This is a genomic window from Janthinobacterium sp. BJB401 (genome assembly GCF_013372745.1).
Lineage (GTDB): Bacteria > Pseudomonadota > Gammaproteobacteria > Burkholderiales > Burkholderiaceae_D > Janthinobacterium > Janthinobacterium rivuli.
This window is the reverse complement of the sequence record NZ_JABXFH010000006.1, coordinates 103,282-122,696: the sequence shown is the minus strand read 5'-3', so window position 1 is coordinate 122,696 and position 19,415 is coordinate 103,282. Positions and strand designations below refer to the sequence as shown.

At 63.2% G+C, this 19,415-nt stretch carries 19 protein-coding genes; 14 read left to right on the top strand and 5 right to left on the bottom strand.

What is annotated here, in order from left to right:
* The first annotated feature begins 38 nt into the window (after positions 1 to 38).
* The 9 genes from HWE17_RS06555 to HWE17_RS06515 all read left to right on the top strand — a co-directional run bounded on the left by HWE17_RS06555 (position 39) and on the right by HWE17_RS06515 (position 10,116).
* Complete coding sequence (locus HWE17_RS06555; RefSeq protein ID WP_176388211.1) at positions 39 to 1,250, top strand: phosphoglycerate kinase; 1,212 nt, start codon at positions 39 to 41, stop codon at positions 1,248 to 1,250.
* 113 nt (positions 1,251 to 1,363) lie between these two features.
* Entirely contained in the window at positions 1,364 to 2,824 is a 1,461-nt protein-coding gene (gene pyk / locus HWE17_RS06550) for a pyruvate kinase (RefSeq protein WP_035822495.1), read from the top strand.
* Between the two features lie 81 nt (positions 2,825 to 2,905).
* Positions 2,906 to 3,970 carry a class II fructose-bisphosphate aldolase gene (gene fba, locus HWE17_RS06545; RefSeq protein ID WP_035822493.1) on the top strand — a complete coding sequence of 355 codons (1,065 nt, stop codon included), beginning with the start codon at positions 2,906 to 2,908 and terminating at the stop codon, positions 3,968 to 3,970.
* Positions 3,971 to 4,074: 104 nt separating this feature from the next.
* Positions 4,075 to 4,968 carry a phosphoribosylaminoimidazolesuccinocarboxamide synthase gene (locus HWE17_RS06540; RefSeq protein WP_035822489.1) on the top strand — a complete coding sequence of 298 codons (894 nt, stop codon included), beginning with the start codon at positions 4,075 to 4,077 and terminating at the stop codon, positions 4,966 to 4,968.
* Position 4,969: 1 nt separating this feature from the next.
* Complete coding sequence (purE, locus tag HWE17_RS06535) at positions 4,970 to 5,467, top strand: 5-(carboxyamino)imidazole ribonucleotide mutase (RefSeq protein WP_035822487.1); 498 nt, start codon at positions 4,970 to 4,972, stop codon at positions 5,465 to 5,467.
* 15 nt (positions 5,468 to 5,482) lie between these two features.
* Positions 5,483 to 6,691, top strand: coding sequence for a 5-(carboxyamino)imidazole ribonucleotide synthase (locus HWE17_RS06530; protein ID WP_176388210.1), 1,209 nt, complete (start codon positions 5,483 to 5,485; stop codon positions 6,689 to 6,691).
* Positions 6,688 to 7,707: an L-threonylcarbamoyladenylate synthase gene (locus HWE17_RS06525; RefSeq protein ID WP_176388209.1), complete on the top strand. Its 1,020-nt coding sequence runs from the start codon at positions 6,688 to 6,690 to the stop codon at positions 7,705 to 7,707. The genes HWE17_RS06530 and HWE17_RS06525 overlap by 4 nt, the downstream gene beginning before the upstream one ends.
* Positions 7,708 to 7,948: 241 nt before the next feature.
* Complete coding sequence (locus HWE17_RS06520; RefSeq protein ID WP_176388208.1) at positions 7,949 to 9,331, top strand: SGNH/GDSL hydrolase family protein; 1,383 nt, start codon at positions 7,949 to 7,951, stop codon at positions 9,329 to 9,331.
* Between the two features lie 98 nt (positions 9,332 to 9,429).
* Positions 9,430 to 10,116 (top strand): OmpW family protein, encoded by a 687-nt coding sequence (locus HWE17_RS06515; RefSeq protein ID WP_035822474.1) that lies wholly within the window; start codon positions 9,430 to 9,432, stop codon positions 10,114 to 10,116.
* 44 nt (positions 10,117 to 10,160) lie between these two features.
* Here the strand turns inward: HWE17_RS06515 and HWE17_RS06510 are convergent, their stop codons facing one another.
* The gene (locus HWE17_RS06510) at positions 10,161 to 10,667 is read right to left on the bottom strand and encodes a flavin reductase family protein (RefSeq protein ID WP_035822470.1); all 507 of its coding nucleotides are present in this window, start codon (positions 10,665 to 10,667) and stop codon (positions 10,161 to 10,163) included.
* 177 nt (positions 10,668 to 10,844) lie between these two features.
* On the opposite strand from HWE17_RS06510, the gene msrA reads away from it, so the two are divergent.
* Complete coding sequence (gene msrA, locus HWE17_RS06505) at positions 10,845 to 11,378, top strand: peptide-methionine (S)-S-oxide reductase MsrA (RefSeq protein ID WP_035822468.1); 534 nt, start codon at positions 10,845 to 10,847, stop codon at positions 11,376 to 11,378.
* A gap of 22 nt (positions 11,379 to 11,400) precedes the next feature.
* On the opposite strand, the gene HWE17_RS06500 is transcribed toward msrA, so the two are convergent.
* Both HWE17_RS06500 and pdxH read right to left on the bottom strand, forming a co-directional pair.
* A complete protein-coding gene (locus tag HWE17_RS06500; protein ID WP_176388207.1) occupies positions 11,401 to 12,648 on the bottom strand; it encodes a cyclopropane-fatty-acyl-phospholipid synthase family protein in 1,248 nt (415 codons plus the stop codon).
* Positions 12,649 to 12,775: 127 nt separating this feature from the next.
* Positions 12,776 to 13,984, bottom strand: a complete 1,209-nt coding sequence (gene pdxH / locus HWE17_RS06495) for a pyridoxamine 5'-phosphate oxidase (protein ID WP_176388206.1) — start codon at positions 13,982 to 13,984, stop codon at positions 12,776 to 12,778.
* Between the two features lie 112 nt (positions 13,985 to 14,096).
* Between pdxH and tcdA the strand changes: the two genes are divergently transcribed.
* Positions 14,097 to 14,942, top strand: coding sequence for a tRNA cyclic N6-threonylcarbamoyladenosine(37) synthase TcdA (gene tcdA, locus HWE17_RS06490; protein WP_255206137.1), 846 nt, complete (start codon positions 14,097 to 14,099; stop codon positions 14,940 to 14,942).
* 9 nt (positions 14,943 to 14,951) lie between these two features.
* Here tcdA and thpR read toward each other — a convergent pair whose 3' ends face one another.
* Entirely contained in the window at positions 14,952 to 15,470 is a 519-nt protein-coding gene (gene thpR / locus HWE17_RS06485; protein ID WP_176388205.1) for an RNA 2',3'-cyclic phosphodiesterase, read from the bottom strand.
* 95 nt (positions 15,471 to 15,565) lie between these two features.
* Between thpR and HWE17_RS06480 the strand changes: the two genes are divergently transcribed.
* A complete protein-coding gene (locus HWE17_RS06480; RefSeq protein WP_099401727.1) occupies positions 15,566 to 16,030 on the top strand; it encodes an FKBP-type peptidyl-prolyl cis-trans isomerase in 465 nt (154 codons plus the stop codon).
* Positions 16,031 to 16,129: 99 nt separating this feature from the next.
* Entirely contained in the window at positions 16,130 to 17,062 is a 933-nt protein-coding gene (gene cysK / locus HWE17_RS06475; RefSeq protein ID WP_035822460.1) for a cysteine synthase A, read from the top strand.
* Here cysK and HWE17_RS06470 read toward each other — a convergent pair.
* Positions 17,023 to 18,324 carry an SGNH/GDSL hydrolase family protein gene (locus HWE17_RS06470; RefSeq protein ID WP_255206136.1) on the bottom strand — a complete coding sequence of 434 codons (1,302 nt, stop codon included), beginning with the start codon at positions 18,322 to 18,324 and terminating at the stop codon, positions 17,023 to 17,025. The two genes, cysK and HWE17_RS06470, sit on opposite strands and share 40 nt — an antisense overlap.
* A gap of 99 nt (positions 18,325 to 18,423) precedes the next feature.
* Here HWE17_RS06470 and HWE17_RS06465 point away from each other — a divergent pair, with 99 nt between their 5' ends.
* Complete coding sequence (locus HWE17_RS06465) at positions 18,424 to 19,329, top strand: LysR family transcriptional regulator (RefSeq protein ID WP_176388204.1); 906 nt, start codon at positions 18,424 to 18,426, stop codon at positions 19,327 to 19,329.
* Positions 19,330 to 19,415: the final 86 nt, after the last annotated feature.

The following is a 19,415-nucleotide window of genomic DNA, read 5'->3' as shown; positions in this document are numbered from 1 at the left end:
AAATAGCGCACTTCCTTCCACTCGTCATCTGGATCGCCATGTCAGCTGTTCTCAACTTCATCCGTCTGCAAGATTTGATCGCCCAAAATGCACTGCAAGGCAAGCGCGTGTTTATCCGCGCCGACCTGAATGTCCCGCAAGATGACAGTGGCAAGATCACCGAAGATACGCGCATCCGCGCCTCGGTGCCGGCCATCCGCGTCGCCCTCGACGCTGGCGCCTTTGTTATGGTGACGTCGCACCTGGGCCGTCCGACGGAAGGCGAGTTCAAGCCTGCCGACAGCCTGGCGCCCGTGGCCGCCCGCCTGTCCGAGCTGCTGGGCCAGGAAGTTGCACTGAAACAAAATTGGGTCGATGGCGCCGGCCTGGAATCGCTGGCTGCCGGCCAGGTCGTCCTGCTGGAAAACGTGCGCGTCAACAAGGGCGAAAAGAAAAACAGCGATGAGCTGGCGCAGAAAATGGCCAAGCTGTGCGATATCTACGTCAATGACGCGTTCGGCACGGCCCACCGCGCGGAAGCGTCCACGCACGGCATCGCCAAGTTCGCCCCCGTCGCCTGCGCCGGTCCGCTGCTGGCCGCCGAACTCGATGCACTGGGGAAAGCCTTGCACGCCCCAGCCCGCCCATTGCTGGCCATCGTTGCTGGTTCGAAAGTATCGAGCAAGCTGACCATTTTGAAAGCCCTGTCCGACAAGGTCGATAACCTGATCGTCGGCGGCGGCATCGCCAACACCTTCATGAAAGCCGTCGGCTTGAATGTCGGCAAGTCGCTGGTGGAAGCGGAACTCGTCGAGGAAGCCAAGGCCATCATCGAGATCATGGCCAAGCGCGGCGCGCAAGTGCCGATTCCTGTCGATGTCGTGTGCGCCAAGGAATTCTCGCCTACGGCCGTTGCCACCGTCAAGGACGTGGCCGACGTGGCGGACGACGACATGATCCTCGATATCGGCCCGAAAACGGCGGCCCTGCTGGCGCAGCAAATCGCCGCGGCCGGCACCATCGTGTGGAACGGCCCGGTCGGCGTGTTCGAATTCGACCAGTTCGGCAACGGCACCAAGACTCTGGCCCTGGCCATTGCCGAGTCGAAAGCTTTCTCGATTGCCGGCGGTGGCGACACCCTGGCGGCGATTGCCAAATACGACATTACCGATAAAATCAGCTATATCTCGACCGGCGGCGGCGCTTTCCTGGAGTTCCTGGAAGGCAAGACTTTGCCAGCCGTCGAGATCCTGATGCAGCGCGCCGCTTGAGGCGCTGCCGTTAGCCGTTCAGTACCAAGCGCAGCCTGACCGCTGCGCTTTTACCTTGCCGGGCGGCATAGCCGCCAGGTCTTGCTCACCTTCGCTCGCGCACAAGGACTCCTATGCCACGCGGTACAAAAATCGTAGCAACAATCGGCCCCGCTTCCACCGACTTCGATATCCTGGTGAAAATGATACGCGCGGGCGTCGACGTGGTGCGCTTGAATTTTTCCCACGGCAAGGCGCAAGACCATATCGACCGCGCGGCGCTGGTGCGCCTGGCAGCGGCCGAGTGCGGCCGCGAAGTGGCCATCATGGCCGACATGCAAGGGCCGAAGATTCGCGTTGGCAAATTTGAAAACACCCGCATTCAGCTAGAGGCGGGCGAGCGCTTCATCCTCGACGCCAAGTGGGGCGAAAACGGCGAACTGGGCAACCAGGAGCGTGTCGGCCTCGACTACAAGGCCTTGCCGCGCGACTTGCACAAGGGCGACGTACTGCTGCTCAATGACGGCCTGATCGTGCTGATCGTCGAGCGCATCCACGGTAGCGAAATCCACACCACCGTCAAGATCGGCGGCGAGTTGTCGAACAACAAGGGCATCAACCGCCAGGGTGGCGGCCTGTCCGCGCCCGCGCTGACGGCCAAGGATATGGAAGATATCAAGACGGCCATGAGTTTCCAGGCCGACTATCTGGCCATTTCCTTCCCGAAATGCGCGACCGACATGGAAATGGCGCGTCAGCTGGCCAATATCGCCGGCGAGCCGTACCACCACAAGCCGATGATGATCGCCAAGATCGAGCGCGCGGAAGCCATTCCTGCCCTGCAAGAAATTCTCGACGCCTCCGACGGCATCATGGTGGCGCGTGGCGACCTGGCCGTCGAAGTGGGCAATGCGGCCGTGCCGGCCTTGCAGAAACGCATGATCAAGATGGCGCGCGCGTCGAATAAATTAGCCATCACGGCCACGCAGATGATGGAATCGATGATCGTCAACGCCGTGCCGACCCGCGCGGAAGTGTCCGACGTGGCCAATGCCGTGCTCGACGGTACGGACGCCGTCATGACGTCGGCTGAAACGGCCTCGGGCAAGTACCCGATCGAGACGGTGGAAATGATGGCCGCCATCTGCGTCGAAGCGGAACAGTCCGAATACAACAAGCTCGATGCCGATTTCCTCAACGTCACGTTTACCCGCATCGACCAGTCGATCGCCTACGGCGCGCTGTTTACGGCCCATCACCTGCGCGTGAAAGCCATCGTGGCGCTGACGGAATCCGGTTCCACCGCCTTGTGGATGAGCCGCCACAGTATCGACACGCCGATCTACGCGCTCACGCCCAGCGTGACGACTTTGCGCAAAGCCGCGCTGTACCGCAATGTTCGGGCGTATCATCTGATGCAGAACGCCCCCAGCGCGCAAGTGCTGAAGCAGGCGGAAGACTTGCTGGTGGAACAAGGTATCGTCCGCAAGGGCGACATGATCGTCGTTACCTGGGGTGAACCGATGGGTCAGGTGGGCGGCACGAATGCCCTGAAAATTGTCAAGGTAGGCGACCTCGAGGCAGTGCTGATCTGATGTAAAGAATTCAGGCGCCGCCGCGGTTATTGACCACCGCGAAGCGCCGCAACGGTTTCTATTGTTATCTGGAGTATTACCATGTCTCTCGTATCCATGCGTCAACTGCTGGACCATGCCGCCGAAAACGGTTATGGCATTCCTGCTTTCAACGTCAACAACCTGGAGCAAGTGCAAGCCATCATGGCCGCCGCCGATGCGCTGAACTCGCCGGTGATCATGCAGGCATCCGCTGGCGCGCGCAAGTACGCCGGTGAAGCGTTCCTGCGCCACCTGATCGACGCGGCCGTCGAAGCGTATCCGCACATTCCTGTCGTCATGCACCAGGATCACGGCCAGTCGCCGGCCGTCTGCATGGCCGCCATCCGCTCGGGTTTTACTTCCGTGATGATGGACGGTTCGCTGGAAGCGGACGGCAAGTCGGTCGCATCGTACGACTACAACGTGGAAGTGTCGCGTGAAGTGGTGAAATTCTCGCACGCCATCGGCGTGACGGTGGAAGCGGAACTGGGCGTGCTCGGTTCGCTGGAAACCATGAAGGGCGACAAGGAAGACGGCCACGGCGCGGACGGCACCATGACGCGCGAGCAACTGTTGACGGATGTGGCGCAAGCGGCCGACTTCGTGCAGCGCACCCAGTGCGACGCCCTGGCGATCGCCATCGGCACCTCGCACGGCGCCTACAAATTCACGCGCAAGCCAACGGGCGACATCCTGGCCATCGACCGCATCAAGGAAATCCACGCGCGCATCCCGAACACCCACTTGGTGATGCACGGTTCTTCGTCGGTGCCGCAGGAATTGCTGGCCATCATCCGCGAATTCGGCGGCGACATGAAGGAAACCTACGGCGTGCCAGTCGAGGAAATCCAGGAAGGCATCCGTCACGGCGTGCGCAAGATCAACATCGACACCGACATCCGCCTGGCGATGACGGCTGCCGTGCGCAAGTACCTGTTCGAGAACCCGTCGAAATTCGACCCGCGCGACTTCCTGAAGCCAGCGCGCACCGCCGCCGAGCAAATCGTGCGCGCGCGCATGCAGGCTTTCGGCTGCGAAGGCCAGGCGTCGAAAATCAAGGTCATCACGATGGAAAAAATGGCCGAGCGCTACAAGGCCGGCGAGCTGTCGCAAATTGTGAAGTAAAATTCTGTCTGGAACGGGCCGGAAGCAATGCTCCGTGCCCGATTTTCTCGACCGGCGGGCACCCCCTGCCTGCCGGTTTCGTTTCATCCAACTATTCCCCCGCTATGAACAGCCTCTATCAGACTTCCATCCATTCCCTGCCATTGCTGGGCCACGGCAAGGTCCGCGACAACTACGCCGTTGGCGACGACAAGATTCTGATCGTCACCACGGACCGCCTGTCGGCCTTCGATGTCGTCATGAACGAGCCTATCCCCGGCAAGGGCAAGGTCCTCAACCAGATGAGCGACTTCTGGTTCGAGAAACTGGGCCATATCGTGCCGAACCACCTGACCGGCGTGGCGCCGGAATCCGTGGTGGCAGCTGATGAAGTGGAGCAAGTGCAAGGCCGCGCCGTCGTGGCCAAGCGCTTGAAACCGATCATGGTCGAGGCAGTCGTGCGCGGCTACATCATTGGTTCGGGATGGAAAGATTACCAGGACACGGGCAGCATCTGCGGCATCGCGCTGCCAGCAGGCCTGCAGCAGGCGGAAAAACTGCCGGAACCGATCTTCACGCCGGCCGCCAAGGCCGAGTTGGGCGAGCATGACGAAAACATCAGCTTTGCTGAAATGGAAGAGCGCATCGGTGCCGACCTGGCCGCCAAGATGCGCGACGTGGCCATTCAACTCTACAAGACGGCCGCCGAATACGCGGCCACGCGCGGCATCATCATCGCCGACACCAAGTTCGAATTCGGCCTGGACGACAATGGCGTCATGCATTTGATGGATGAAGTGCTGACGGCCGACTCGTCGCGCTTCTGGCCTGCTGATTCGTATCAGCCTGGCATTTCGCCGCCATCGTTCGACAAGCAATTCGTGCGCGACTACCTGGAAACGCTGACCTGGGGCAAGACCGCACCGGCGCCTGCGCTGCCGGCCGACGTCATCGAAAAAACCCAGGCCAAGTATTTTGAAGCCATCGAACGCCTGACGGGCGAGAAGCTGAAGGCCTGAGATGACTGAGCAAAACAAGCCGCTGGTCGGCGTCATCATGGGCTCGTCCTCGGACTGGGACGTGATGCAGAACGCGGTCGCCATCCTGAAACAGTTTGGCGTGCCGTACGAAGCGCAAGTCATTTCCGCGCACCGCATGCCCGACGAGATGTATGCGTACGCGAAAAGCGCGCGCGCGCGCGGCTTGCGCGCCATCATCGCCGGCGCCGGCGGCGCGGCCCACCTGCCTGGCATGGTGGCGGCGATGACCATCGTGCCTGTGCTGGGCGTGCCCGTGCCGTCGAAATACTTGCGCGGCGAAGATTCCATGCTGTCCATCCTGCAAATGCCCAAGGGCGTGCCGGTGGCCACCTTCGCCATCGGCGAAGCGGGCGCGGCGAATGCGGCGCTGACGGCGGTGGCGATGCTTGCCGCCAATGACGACGCCCTGGCCGAGCGCCTGGAAGCCTTCCGTGCCACGCAAACGGCCGCCGCCAAGGCCATGGTCTTGCCTGAATAATGTGTTTGAAAAATAATGAATAGTAAATCGACTTCCCCATTGCTGCCTGCCGCTAATCCACCGGCGTGGCTGGGCGTGATGGGTGGCGGCCAGCTCGGCCGCATGTTTGCCCAGGCCGCCCAGAGCATGGGTTATCAGGTTGCAGTTCTTGAACCTGTGCTGGAACCGGCCGCCACTTGCCCTGCGGGGCAGGTGGCGCAGCGCCTCATCAATGCCGGCTATAGCGATGTCGCCGGCCTCGACGCCCTGGCGGCGCAATGCCTGGCCGTCACCACGGAATTTGAAAACGTGCCGGCCGACAGCCTGTCGCGCCTGGCCGAACGCGTGTTCGTGGCGCCGAATGCCCACGGCGTGTCGGTGGCGCAAGACCGCATCGCGGAAAAGCGTTTCTTTGTCGGCTGTGCAGGCAAGTCGGGCGTGCTGCCGGCGCCGCACATGGTCATCGCCACGCAGCTTGACATCGACGCCATCAGCGACGACTTGCTGCCGGGTATCTTGAAAACCGTGCGCATGGGCTATGACGGCAAGGGCCAGTTTCGCGTGCGCACGCGCGACGATGTGCGCGCCGCGTTCGCGGAAATGGGCGAAGTAACTTGCCTGTTGGAAAAGATGCTGCCGCTGGCGTATGAAGTGTCCGTGCTGACGGCGCGCGGCGTGGATGGCGAATCGGTCGTCTATCCGATCGCCGAAAATGTGCACCGCGACGGCGTGCTGTTTACCACCACCGTGCCGGGTCCGAACGTGTCGGACGACTGCGCTGCCAAGGCGCAGCGGGCGGCGCAAGCCATGGTGGCCGAACTCGGCTATGTCGGCGTGCTGTGCATCGAATTTTTCGTGCTGGAAGATGGCAGCCTGGTGGTCAATGAAATGGCGCCGCGTCCGCACAACAGCGGCCATTACACGTTGGATGCCTGCGTCACCAGCCAGTTCGCGCAGCAGGTGCGGGCCATGGCGCGTCTGCCGCTGGGCGACGTGCGCCAGCATTCGCCGGCCGTGATGCTCAACATCCTCGGCGACGCCTGGTTTGCCAGCGACAGCGATGCTGCCTGCGAACCGGCGTGGGACCAGGTGCTGGCGCTGCCGGGCGCCTGCCTGCATCTGTATGGCAAGGATGATCCGCGCCGTGGCCGCAAGATGGGCCACCTGACCTTCATCGCCGCCACCTTGCCGCAGGCGCAGCAGCACCTGCGCGACGCTTGCCTGATTTTGGGAATCGCACCGTGAGCGTGCCCGCGCAAGACTTGGCAGCGGCGGCCGCCGTGCTGGAGGCGGGCGGCCTCGTCGCTTTCCCGACGGAAACCGTGTATGGCCTGGGCGCCGATGCGGAAAACCCGGCCGCCGTGGCGCGCATCTATGAAGCGAAGGGCCGGCCCTCGGACCACCCCGTGATCGTGCACGTGGCACCCGGCGCCGACCTGGCCCACTGGTCCGACGACATTCCAGTCGAGGCGGAACAGCTGGTGGCCGCCTTCTGGCCCGGTCCGCTGACCCTGATCGTCAAGCGCGCCGCGCATATTCCCGACGCCGTTTCCGGCGGCCAGGATACGGTGGGCTTGCGCTGCCCGTCGCATCCGGTGGCTATCGCATTGCTACGCACTTTCAAGGGCGGCAAGGGCGGCCTGGCGGCGCCGTCGGCGAACAAGTTCGGCAACGTCAGCCCCACCACGGCGCAGCACGTGCGCGATGAATTCGCGGCGGAACTTGCCAGTGGCTTGCTGGGCCAGGTCCTCGATGGCGGGCAGAGCGACGTGGGCATCGAGTCGACCATCGTCGACCTGTCGCGCCTGGCCACACACGGTCCCGTGCTGTTGCGTCCCGGCCATATCAGCAGCGAACAGATCGCCGCCGTCATCGGCCGCGCACCGGCAATGGCGGACGCTGCCGCGCCGCGCGCCTCGGGCACCCTGGAATCGCATTACGCGCCGCACACGCCTGTTGCGATGCAGCACAGCGACGACGTGAGCGCCACCCTGAACCGCCTGCTCAATGACGGGCGCCGCGTGGCTCTGATCCACTACTCGGATCTGCCGCCGGCCAGCGCCAGCGTGCGCCTGGCCGCGACACCTGAAAATTACGCACATGCGCTGTATGCCTCGCTGCGCACGATGGACCAGGTCGGCGCCGAGCTGATACTCGTCGAAGCCCCACCCACCGGCCCCGTGTGGCTGGGCGTCAACGACCGTCTGCGGCGTGCCGCGTTCGGCTCAAGTGGTATCTTGCAGCAATTCCTGTCCGTCTGAAAAAAGCCCCGCAAGGGGCTTTTTCTTGATGCAGCGCAATAGCGATGCTTGCCACGAAACATAGTAAATCCGCCATAATCCATCTGATCGCCCGGCCATGACAGGGCGCCGTCAGTGTTGTTATTTCGTTGATTTTTAAAACATATTTTCTATACAAGCCTGAGGAACGATGGCATATTAGTTGGGTAGCGAATAGCACGCCCGTTCGTTTAGAAACCAGAAAAAAGACCGAGGAGACAAAATGCATCAAACCAAATTCGCGCTGGCCGTGCTGGCAGCGGCTGTCCTGGCAGGTTGCGGCGGCGCCAGTGGCGGTGATCAAGCCTTGAAAGTCAAATACACGGCGCAGGTGTCGTTCGGCGACAGCCTGTCCGATGTCGGTTCGTATGCCGTCGCCGGCGTGGCGGCGAGCGGTGGCGGCAAATTCACCATCAATGGCGACAATACCAAGATCAATCCTGAGCTGACGGGCAAGAACTGGACCGAGCACCTGGCCGCGCAATTCGGCTTGCCGGCGCCATGCGCCGCCGAAACGGGCCTGGAAGGCAGCGTACCGAGCCTGCAGGCTCCGCGCGTCAAGCATGCCGGCTGCTTCGGCTACGCCATGGGCGGTTCGCGCGTCACCAACCCCGTTGGTCCGAACAACAAGCTGGCGGGCGGTGCGCTGGGCGCCCTGACCGTGCCCGTGGTGACGCAGATCGCGAACCATCTGGCGGTTTCCGGCGGCAAGTTCAGCGGCACGGAAGTCGTTTTCGTGATGGCCGGCGGTAATGACGTGCTGTTCCTGCTGGGTCAATTGCAAGCGGGCGCGACGGACGCCGGCAAGAAGGCGGGCGCTGCCGCGGGTGCGCAAGCCTTCGCGACCAACCTGGCGGTGGCCCTGGCGGCCGGCGCCACCAATCCCAACACGGCAGTGGTTGCCATTGGCGCCGCCATCAAAACAGCCAGTGCGGCACCTGGCGCCACATCGACGACCATCGTCGGTGCTGCCGTGCAAGCTGCCATGATTGCCGGCAATATGAATGCCCAGACGCAAGCCCCGGCTCTGGCCGCCAAGGCGCAAGCCGATGCGACGGTGACGGGCAATGCCGCCGGCGCCAAGGCCGGTGCCGAATACGCTGCTGCCCAGGGGCCGTTGCTGGTTGCCGAGATGAAAAAAGCTGGTATCGAACTGGTGGCGCAGGTCAAGGACCAGATCATTGCCAAGGGCGCCAACAATGTGGTGGTCAACAACCTGCCGGACGTGGCCGGTACACCATCGGGCCTGAGCAAGGATGCCAATACCAAGGCGCTCATCAATGCCATGGTCAGCACCTTCAATGGCGAGCTGAGCGCCGGCTTGAACGGCAATGCGAAAGTCTTGCTGGTCGACGTGTATGCCGTCAGCCATGACCAGGGCGTCAATCCTGGCCCGTATGGCTTGACCAACGTCACGGAAACGGCGTGCGACCTGTCGCCAGCGAAAAATTCACTGGGCAGTTCGCTGGTCTGCAATGGCACCAACCTGAAAGCGGGCGACGTCAGCCACTACTCGTATGCCGACGATGTGCACCCTACGCCGTTCAACAACCTGTTGCTGGCCCGTTACGTGGCCAAGGACATGGTCGTGCGGGGCTGGCTGTAAGGGATGGCCGCGCCAGCTACGTCGACGGGACGTGGCTGGCGCTGGCAGCGACAAGTTTGGATAGCCCGGCTATCCGCACATAATGATCAGGAGACAAGATGAAGAATCGTTTGAATACCGCTGTACGCGTGCTGGCCGCGGCTGCCGCGATGGCCATGGCGACGGGCGCTTCGGCGCAAAGCGCAGGCACCTGGATGGTCAAAGCCGGCCTCAACAAGATCACGCCGCACGTGGACAGTGGCGACATTTCCGCGCCGGCACTGCCTGGCACGAAAGCCGACGTCAAGTCGGATACCAAGCCCATCCTGACCTTTGCCTACATGATCACGGACAATGTTTCCGCTGAAATGATCCTCGGCGTGCCGTACAAGCACGACCTGATCGGCGACGGTTCCATCAAGGGTACGGGCAAGCTGGGGACGGCGGAAGCCTTGCCGCCGACGGCCTTCATCCAGTACCGTTTCTTCCAGCCTAATGCGATGATCCGCCCCTACGTGGGCGCGGGCTTGACGTATGCTTATTTCCAGAAGGAAAAAGGTTCGGGCCAGATGACGGCCTTGCTGGATCCGGGTGGAAAACCAGTGACGTACCGCATGGACAACAAGCTGACCGGCAGCCTGGTGGTCGGCGGCACTGTGGCCTTCAACGAGCGCTGGTTTGCCGACGTGGCCGTGGTCAAGACCTACCTGAAAACCAGGGCGAAATTCTCGACGGGGCAGACGCAGGACATCAAGCTCGACCCGGTTGCGGTGAGTGTCAGCATCGGATACAACTTTACGCTGTAAAACAAAAAATCCGCTTCGGCGGATTTTTTTTGTCCCGTTCCCGCTCAGGCTGGCGGGGTATTGAACTTTCCATTGTGGAAGATCAAGGGCGGCTGCGCGGCAAACGCGCATTGTTCCACTTCGCCCACGAAAATGACGTGGTCGCCTTCGGGATAGCGGCTGCGGTTGTGGCATTCGAACCAGGCCGATGCGCCTTTCAGGATGGGCTGGCCCGTGCGCGACAGTTCGTAGTCGACGTCGTCGAAGGGATTCGGCGTGCGGCGTGAAAAGCGCGTCGCCAGTTCCGCCTGGTCGGCGCCCAGCACATTGATGACGTAATGCGAGTTGCCGCTGAAAATGGGCATGCTGTTCGCCACGGAGCCGAGGCTCCACAGCACCAGCGGCGGCGACAGCGAGACGGAATTGAAGGAACTGGCCGTCAAGCCACGGAAACTGCCGTCGGCCAGGCGCGTCGTGATGACCGTCACGCCGGTGGCAAACTGTGACAGTGCCTGGCGGAAATGTGTCGTATCGAATTCTTGCGCTGGCGCGCGGGGAGAGCGTGTGTTCATGGGGGGACCTGTCTATTTGCTGACATTATGCCAAAAATCGGCCGCGCCAGCGCAATCGTGGCCGGCATGCCCCTATGTGCGGTGCCTAACGGGCCGTTTCAAGCGGCGCTGCAGGCCGTTGCGCTTTACGTTACAGTGGTGAAATGATACGTCGCAGAGGCGTTGCGGGAGGGCATCATGCATCAACAGACGGAAGTGGCGGTATTCGGCGGTGGCTGTTTCTGGTGCCTGGCCGCCGTGTACGGGGAAGTGCGCGGCGTGACGCGCGTCGAGGCCGGCTATACGGGCGGCAAGGTGCCCGACCCCAGCTATGAACAGGTGTGCACGGGCGAGACGGGCCACGCGGAAGTGGTGCGCCTGGAATTCGATCCCGCCATCATCAGCTATCACGACTTGCTGGAAATCTTTTTTACCTTGCACGACCCCACGACCTTGAATCGCCAGGGAAATGATGTTGGCACGCAATACCGTTCCGTCATCCATTACCAGTCGGCCGCGCAGGAAAGCGTGGCGCGCAAGGTCGTGGCCGAGATGGCCGGCGTGTGGGATGCGCCCATCGTCACGCAGCTGGCGCCGGCCGCCACCTTTTATCCGGCCGAGGAGTGCCACCAGAATTATGTCGAGCAGCATCCCTTGCAGGGTTATTGCGCGCTGGTCGTCGTACCGAAGGTGGAGAAATTCCGTGCCATGTATGCGGGACGCCTGAAGTAAGCGCCCCGCATGCGTCCGTCTGTCAGGGCGTGAGCACGGGCGCCGGCCTTGTTTCCTGCGTATGCTCCTGCGCATACATGTAGTTGCGCGACCAGGGCAGCGTGGAAGAGCGCCGGCCCGCCTTCACGCAGACGATCTGGTACAGGCTGATCAAATCTTGCTCGAAGGCATAGGCGCAGCCGGCCAGGTAGACGTGCCAGATGCGGAAGCGCCGCTCGCCCGCCAGCGGACGGATCTGTTCGGCGCGGGCTTCGAAATTCTCCGTCCACAGGGCGCAGGTGCGCGCATAGTGGCGCCGCAGGTTTTCCACATCCAGCACTTCCAGCCCGCCTTGCTGCATGGTTTTCAGGACATTGCCGATGTGCGCCAGCTCGCCGTGCGGAAACACATATTTTTCGATGAATTCGCCGCCGCCATACGGCGTTTCGCCATTCTCCGGATCGGTCGAGGTGATGCCGTGGTTCATCGCCATGCCGTCCGGCGCCAGCAGCTTGTTGATGATGGAAAAGTAGTCGGGCAAGTGTTTCAGGCCCACGTGCTCGAACATGCCCACGCTGGTGATGCGGTCGAACTGGCCCGTCACATCGCGGTAATCTTGCAGGCGGATGTCGATCAGGTGCGCCAGGCCGGCCGCCGCCACGCGCTCGCGCGCCAGCGCGTACTGGTTTTCCGACAGGGTCACGCCCACGCAGCGGGCGCCATATTGCTGCGCGGCACGGATGACGAGCGCGCCCCAGCCGCAGCCGATGTCGAGCAGGGTCTGGCCCGGCTGCAGCTGGATTTTCTTCAGGATATGGTCGATCTTCTTGACTTGCGCCTGCGCCAGGGTTTCGTCGCCATGTTCGAAATAGGCGCAGGAATACACGAGGGCGGGGTCGAGAAACTGCTCATAGAAAGCGTTCGACACATCGTAGTGGTAGCGGATGGCTTCCGCATCCTTGCTCTTGTCGTGCGTAAAGCTGCGCACGATGCGGGCCAGCTTGCCTTCCGGCTTCAAGGTATTGCGCGCCAGGGCATTGCAGATGGAAATCATGTCCATCGCTTTGCCCTTGACCTCGATATTGCCTTCCACATAGGCCGAGCCCAGGTTGGCCAGCGACGGGTTCAGCAGATAGCGGGCCGAGGCGACGGTCGGCAAACGGATGGTGACTCTGGGCGTTTCGCTGGACAGGTCGACGTGCTGGCCGTTCCACAATTCTATGCGTAGCGGCAAGGCGGTCTTGCTGCGGATGCTGGCGATCCAGGACTTGAGTTGGTTTTGTACAAACAAAATGGCCTCCAATGCAGCGGCCGCCGTGGCAGCCGCAAATTGAGAAACAATGTCATTTAGTAACTTCTATCCTCATAGCCTACACCGATATTGACCAGCCTGCTTTGCGCCGCCCGGCCTATCCTGCTTAAGGTTGCAAGCGTTGCATGCTCCATTGCCCGTCAGCACCACGCGTAAACACGATGCGGTCGTGGAAGCGCGAACGGCGTCCCTGCCAGAATTCGATGCGCTCGGGCTGCAAGCGGTAGCCGCCCCAGTGTGCCGGGCGCGGCGGCTGCGCGTCGCCGACGGCGGCGGCCACGGCCTCATAATTGCTTTCCAGCGCGGCCCGGCTGTCGATGGGGGCGCTTTGCTGCGAGGCAATCGCCGACAAGCGGCTTTGCAGGGGGCGCACATTGAAATACTCGTCGCTCTCGGCCGCCGTGGTTTTCACCACCGTGCCCTCGATGCGCACTTGCCGCTCCAGCTCGCGCCAGAAGAACAGCAGGGCGGCGTGTGGATTGTGTTCGAGCTGCTGGCCCTTGTCGCTGTGGTAATTCGTGTACCAGGTAAAGCCCCGTTCATCGAACTGCTTGATCAGCACGATGCGCGAGCTGGGCTTGCCATCAGGGGTGACGGTGGACAAGTCCATGGCGTTCGGTTCCATCACTTGCGCGTTGACGGCCTCGGCAAACCATTTCTGGAACTGGGCGATGGGATCGGCCAGCACGTCCGTCTCGCTCAGGCTCGATTGCACGTAGTCGGTGCGCATGGCGGCCAGCACGGCGGCCGCATCCGGCACTGCGGGCAGTTCCGGCGCATCGGGCGCGATGCCGCGGCGGCGCTGCATGGCCGTACCCAGCCGCTCCATCTGTTGCGCGCTGAACAGGCGCTTGGCCATCGGCGCCAAATGCCCCTCTTCCTTAGTCATGTGGGCCTGGTAGGCGGCGACATAGGCGGCCACACCCTCGTCGGCCAGCTGGGTGCCCGTGCCGGCCGCGATGGCGTCCAGTTCCGGGCGCAGGGTCAGCCAGGCCTGATCCATGCGCTGGTGGTCGGCGAGGATTTCCGGTACCAGCGTGGACAGCAATGCCGCATCGTCGCCCGTGGCGGTCGCCTGCAGCATGGGCATCAAGTCCTGCTCTTCATCGTCATGGTGCAAATGGGCGGCTTTATTGAAATATTGCAACACCGCCTTGGCCGCCTGCTGCGCGTCCGCCGTGTTGCCGTGCTGCGCCAGATGGCCCAGCAGGTTTTGCAAGGTCGTCAGCTGCTTGCGGATCTTGTCGTGGCAATGCTTGAGCACGGCGATGGGCTGGTCAAAGCCGGGAACGGAGTCGAACAGGGGAGAGGTCATGGCGAGTTCTCGTGGTGGGCGGTGTTGGGGCGTGGCGACAGTGCGGCTTGTCGCTGTGTCAATTCGGCTATTTTAGAATATCCGCCAGCGCAGTGTCCGTTAAAATGGCGCCATGCATACCTCCACCAATGAACAAATTTCCATGGACTTGACCGAGATCGATTTTGAGCGGCGTTTCGGCGGCATCGCCCGCCTGTACGGCGCCCCCGCGCTGGAACGCTTCCGCGCCGCGCATGTGTGTGTGATCGGCGTGGGCGGCGTCGGTTCCTGGATCGTCGAAGCGCTGGCGCGCAGCGCCGTCGGCCGCCTGACCCTGATCGACCTCGACAATGTTGCCGAATCGAACATCAATCGCCAGATCCAGGCCATGAGCGACACCATCGGCCAAGCGAAGATCACGGCCCTGGCCGAACGCATCGAACTGATCAACCCGTTTTGCCAGGTCACGCAGATCGAGGATTTTATTACTCCCGATAACCTGGAGCAGTTGCTGGGCGGGCGCGACTTCGACTACCTGGTCGACGCCATCGACAATGCCAAGGCGAAAGCGGCCGTGATCGCGTATTGCCGCGCGCGCAACATACCCATGCTGACCATCGGCAGCGCGGGCGGCCAGACGGACCCGACCCTGATCGCCGTGCGCGACCTGTCGAAAACGGAACAGGAACCGCTGCTCAAGCGAGTACGCAAACTGTTGCGCACTGAATATGGTTTCCCACGTGGCGTGAAAAACAAGTTCAACGTCGACGCCGTGTTTTCCATGGAACCGTTGAGCACGCCAGAAAGCGCCGAAGCGTGCGCCATCGATGGCAGCACGCCCGCCGGCGTCACGGGCTTGAACTGCGCCGGCTTCGGTTCCAGCGTGGTGGTGACGGCCAGCTTCGGCATGGTGGCGGCCGCCCATGCGCTGAAAAGCTTGCGCCAGGACAAATTAGCGGCCTTGCCGGACGCCGCCTAGCTTAGTCGCCTAGCTTAGTTTCCGGCTGGCCAGGATGCGGTAGTCGCCGCTGCTCTTGAGCGATTCCACCAGCACCAGCTCGTCCGCCAGCCAGGTGATGGGCGCGAAGTCCCCGATGGCCGGTGGCGGCGCCTGGCGCGCCAGGGTCACGTGCGGCGTAAAACGGTCGTGTTCGAAGCGGGGCGCCAGTCCCTGTTCCGCCAAGTTACGCATGCAGGCCGCGCGCAAGTCCAGCAAGGCCGGCGAAGGTTGCGCCAGCGCGGCCCAGGCCAGCGCCAGCTGCGCAAAATGGCTGGCGTGATCGAACAGCAAGGGCATGGGACGCGCCGGTGTGTGCGCCAGAATATCGAGCAGGGCCGGCAGCTCGCTGGCCGGGCGCTGGCCCAGGAAGGCCAGGGTCAGGTGCAGCTTGTCCGCGCGCACGGGTTTGCCTTCCAGGCGCGCTTGCCAGGCGGCCAGGGCCGCGCGCGTGGCCGCGTCGGGCCACAGCGCGTAAAACAGACGGGGGCAATGGGTATCGGGCGACAAGTTTTTCCTATCGTTGCGGCGGTTTGCTATTATTGGCGTTGCCTGCCCACTTGCACTGGCAGGGATCTCACCGAAACTCACTGAAAGAATACATCATGACGCGTAGCTCCGTTTTGTTTGCCCTGATCTGCTCCGTCGCCGCGTCGCTGGCGCAGGCACAGGCGCCAGCGCCTGTTCCCGCCTCCGCCGTCTCGCTGAGCCCCGGCCCTGTCGCCGATAAATTGATCATCATCGACAACAAGGTCGGCACGGGCAAGGAAGCGTCCGCCGGCAATGCCGTCACCGTGCACTACACGGGCTGGCTGTATCGTCCGCTGGCGAAAGATTCGCGCGGCAAGAAATTCGACAGCTCCGTGGGCCGTGGCCCGTTTGACTTCCCGCTCGGCAAGGGCATGGTCATCAAGGGCTGGGACCAGGGCGTGGCCGGCATGAAAGTGGGCGGCAAGCGCACCCTGATCATTCCAGGCGAACTGGCTTACGGTCCGCGCGGCGCCGGCAATGGCGACATTCCGCCGAACTCGGCACTGATCTTCGACGTGGAATTGCTGGACGTGAAGTAATTGTTCGGTTTGGCGGCGGCGCATCCCCGCGCCGCCGCCATTTACGCGCTGAAACACGGTAGACTGGGTTCTTCTGTAATTGCTGTGGAGACCACCCCCATGAACATCGCCAACGACGTCACTGAACTGATCGGCAACACGCCCCTGGTGCGCATCAACCGCATCGCCGCCGGCAGTGTGGCCACCATCCTGGCCAAACTCGAATTCTACAATCCCGCGCACAGCGTCAAGGACCGTATAGGCCTGGCCATGATCGTCGCCGCGGAAGCCGCTGGCAAGATTCATCCTGATACCGTCATCGTCGAGCCCACCAGCGGCAACACGGGCATCGCGCTGGCCATGGTGTGCGCCGCGCGCGGCTACCGCTGCACCCTCGTCATGCCCGACACCATGAGCCGCGAGCGGCGCATCCTGCTGCGCGCCTATGGCGCCGAGCTGGTGCTTACGCCAGGCAGCGAAGGCATGCTGGGTGCCATCCGCAAGGCCGAGGAACTGGTGGCGGCCGACCCGCGCTACCTGATGCTGCAGCAATTCAACAATCCCGCCAATCCCGCCATCCACCGCGCCACGACGGCCGAGGAAATCTGGCGCGACACGGATGGGCAAGTCGATATCGTCATCGCCGGCGTGGGCACGGGCGGCACGATCACGGGCATCGGCGAAGTGCTGAAGGAACGCAAACCCGGCGTGCAGGTGATCGCCGTGGAACCGGAAGCGTCGCCGATGCTGTCGAAAGGCACGAAAGGGCCGCATCCGATCCAGGGCATCGGCGCCGGTTTCGTGCCGCAGATTCTCAACACCACCATCTACGACGAAATCATTTGTGTCAAGAACGACGACGCGTTCGCCACGGCGCGCCTGGCCGCCAGCGACGAAGGCTTGTTGGTCGGCATTTCGTCGGGCGCCGCCCTGTGGGCCGCCCTGCAAGTGGCGCGCCGTCCGGAAAACGCGGGCAAGACCATCGTCACCATCATCCCGTCGTTCGGCGAACGCTACCTGAGCACGGCTTTGTACGCAGGCCTCGGTGATTGATTTGTAAACAGTAGGGACAGGTCTATCCCTTCCGCCAGCGCGCGGTTGCCCGCGTCGCCCGGGTGCAGGTGGTCGCCCGAGTCGTAATCGGGCAGCAGGCGCAGCGGGTGCGCAGGGTCGCGCGCCAGCGCATCGAAGTCGAGGACGGCATCAAACAGGCCGCTGGCGCGTATCCACGCATTCAATTGCTGTCGCAATGCATCTTTATCAAGCTGATAATAGTTGCTCAGGGGCGTGCCGGGCAGGGCGCCTGCGAACGGCGTCAGGGTGGCCGCGATCACGCGCACGCCGCGGCTGCGCGCCTGGGCCACCAGCTGGGCGTAGCCGTTTGTTAATTCCTCCAATGTCGGCCGTTTTTCCCGTGGCGCAAACGCCGTACCGGGCCAGCTGATGTCATTGATGCCCAACAAGACGATCACCGTGCGCACGCCAGGCTGCGCCAGCACGTCGCGCTCGAAACGCGCCAGGGCGTTGTCTCCCATGCCGTCGGACAACAGTCGCCCACCGGAAATGCCCGCATTGACCACGGCCACGCCGTGCGGCGCCAGGCGTTCAGCCAGGAAATCGGGCCAGCGCGCATCCATCCCCAGGCTGGCGCTGGCGCCATCGGTGATGGAATCGCCAAGGATGGCCACAGTTTGCGCTCCCTGCGCCCCCTGCGCCGCCTCCACCTGGATGGCCGTCAGTAAAAGGCGCGCCGTGGTGGCTTGCACGCCGGGCCCGTCATCGATGCGCGCCGCCTGCGTCTGGTCATGCGGCGCGATCCACGCCGTCTCGCGGCCATCCCAGTGAAACGTGGAGACGGGACTGGCTTGCGGCAAATGGATGCTCACCGTCAGCCGGGCCAGGTCCGGCACGGACAGCTCGACGGGGTCGCTGACGAGCGGCGCACCCGGCGCCACGCTGGCCGCCGGCTGGCCGGAAAACGTCAGCGTGCGCAGGCTGCCGGGTTGGATGGCTGAGCCGGACGCGGCCAGGGCCACCGTGGCCGTGCCGATGTGCAGCGGCGCCTTGCCATACGCGTTCGACAACACGATGCGCACGCGCGGGCCGCCCACGCTGAGGCGCGCCACCTGGCGCACGGTTTGCGCTTGCAGCACGGCGGGTACGTTGGATGGGAAGAGGAAATCGGTGCGCCACACGGCTTGCGGGCTGGCCGTCCAGCTGGCCAGCCAGGTGGGTGCGGCATTGGCGGCCTGGACCGGGCTGGTGCTGAATGCCAGGCTCAGCAAGGCGGCGGGAAAAATGGACAATCGTTGCATGGCGGCTCGCTTCATCAAGGGGAATGTGGGCATGATGAAAGCAAAGCCATTTATGCACTAGACTATCTCATCGAAGAACATTTATGAGTTGAATTCACAATGGCCAGACTGGAAGTGAACCGCTCCGGCGAGCTGGAAGTGTTTGTGCGCGTGGTCGAGCTGGGCGGCTTTTCCGCCGCCGCGCGCGCCTGCGGCATGACGCCATCGGCCGTCAGCAAGCTCGTTGCGCGGCTGGAAGAGCGCCTGGGCGCGCGATTGCTGAACCGTTCCACGCGCCAGCTGCAGCTGACGGCCGAAGGCTGCGGCCTGTACGAACGGGGGCGTCACGTGCTGGCGGCGCTGGACGAGGCCGAGCGCTGCGCCGGCGTGCAGGATGTGCCGCGCGGCAAAATCAGGGTCAATGCCAACGTGCCGTTCGGCCAGCATTTTTTGTTGCCGCTGGCGCCGTTGTTCCTGGAACGCTATCCCGAGGTGACGCTCGACATCGTGCTCACGGATGAAGTCGTCGATATCCTCGAGCAGCGCACGGATGTGGCCGTGCGGGCTGGCCCGCTGAAAAGTTCCAGCCTGCTGGCGCGCAAGCTGGGCCAGACGCGCATGGTGATCGTGGCGGCGCCAGCCTACCTGGCGCGGCGCGGCATGCCGTTGACGCCCGCCGAGCTGGCGTCGCACAACTTGCTTGATGCCAATTACGCGCGCGCCCGCTCGGGCTGGCCGCTGCACCTGCCCGAGGGCGACGTCGTCGTGCCTGTCGTCGGCAATGCGCAGGCCAGCGATGGCGAAGCCTTGCGGCAATTGGCGCTGGCGGGACTGGGATTGGCGCGCCTGGCCGCCTTCCAGGTGCGCGCCGATATCGCGGCCGGCCGTTTGCAGGCCGTGCTGGAAGCATTCAATCCCGGCGACAGCGAGGAAGTGCATGCCGTGTTCGTGGGCCAAGGCGGGCATGTGCCGCTGCGCGTGCGCGTCTTTCTTGATTTCCTGGCGCAGAACGTCAAGCTGAACTGATGCATTAGGCTACAGACGGACACGGCCGCGCAGTACAATATCGGACGGGCCGCAATGGTTCGGCCCGTATTGTGCCTTTGAATGGA

Excerpts from the sequence above, each read along its gene's own strand:
- HWE17_RS06555 (WP_176388211.1), top strand. The coding sequence starts at position 39 with ATGTCAGCTGTTCTCAACTTCATCCGTCTGCAAGATTTGATCGCCCAA.
- pyk (WP_035822495.1), top strand. The coding sequence starts at position 1,364 with ATGCCACGCGGTACAAAAATCGTAGCAACAATCGGCCCCGCTTCCACC.
- fba (WP_035822493.1), top strand. The coding sequence starts at position 2,906 with ATGTCTCTCGTATCCATGCGTCAACTGCTGGACCATGCCGCCGAAAAC.
- HWE17_RS06540 (WP_035822489.1), top strand. The coding sequence starts at position 4,075 with ATGAACAGCCTCTATCAGACTTCCATCCATTCCCTGCCATTGCTGGGC.
- purE (WP_035822487.1), top strand. The coding sequence starts at position 4,970 with ATGACTGAGCAAAACAAGCCGCTGGTCGGCGTCATCATGGGCTCGTCC.
- HWE17_RS06530 (WP_176388210.1), top strand. The coding sequence starts at position 5,483 with ATGAATAGTAAATCGACTTCCCCATTGCTGCCTGCCGCTAATCCACCG.
- HWE17_RS06520 (WP_176388208.1), top strand. The coding sequence starts at position 7,949 with ATGCATCAAACCAAATTCGCGCTGGCCGTGCTGGCAGCGGCTGTCCTG.
- HWE17_RS06515 (WP_035822474.1), top strand. The coding sequence starts at position 9,430 with ATGAAGAATCGTTTGAATACCGCTGTACGCGTGCTGGCCGCGGCTGCC.
- HWE17_RS06510 (WP_035822470.1), bottom strand. The coding sequence starts at position 10,667 with ATGAACACACGCTCTCCCCGCGCGCCAGCGCAAGAATTCGATACGACA.
- msrA (WP_035822468.1), top strand. The coding sequence starts at position 10,845 with ATGCATCAACAGACGGAAGTGGCGGTATTCGGCGGTGGCTGTTTCTGG.
- pdxH (WP_176388206.1), bottom strand. The coding sequence starts at position 13,984 with ATGACCTCTCCCCTGTTCGACTCCGTTCCCGGCTTTGACCAGCCCATC.
- tcdA (WP_255206137.1), top strand. The coding sequence starts at position 14,097 with ATGCATACCTCCACCAATGAACAAATTTCCATGGACTTGACCGAGATC.
- HWE17_RS06480 (WP_099401727.1), top strand. The coding sequence starts at position 15,566 with ATGACGCGTAGCTCCGTTTTGTTTGCCCTGATCTGCTCCGTCGCCGCG.
- cysK (WP_035822460.1), top strand. The coding sequence starts at position 16,130 with ATGAACATCGCCAACGACGTCACTGAACTGATCGGCAACACGCCCCTG.
- HWE17_RS06470 (WP_255206136.1), bottom strand. The coding sequence starts at position 18,324 with ATGCAACGATTGTCCATTTTTCCCGCCGCCTTGCTGAGCCTGGCATTC.
- HWE17_RS06465 (WP_176388204.1), top strand. The coding sequence starts at position 18,424 with ATGGCCAGACTGGAAGTGAACCGCTCCGGCGAGCTGGAAGTGTTTGTG.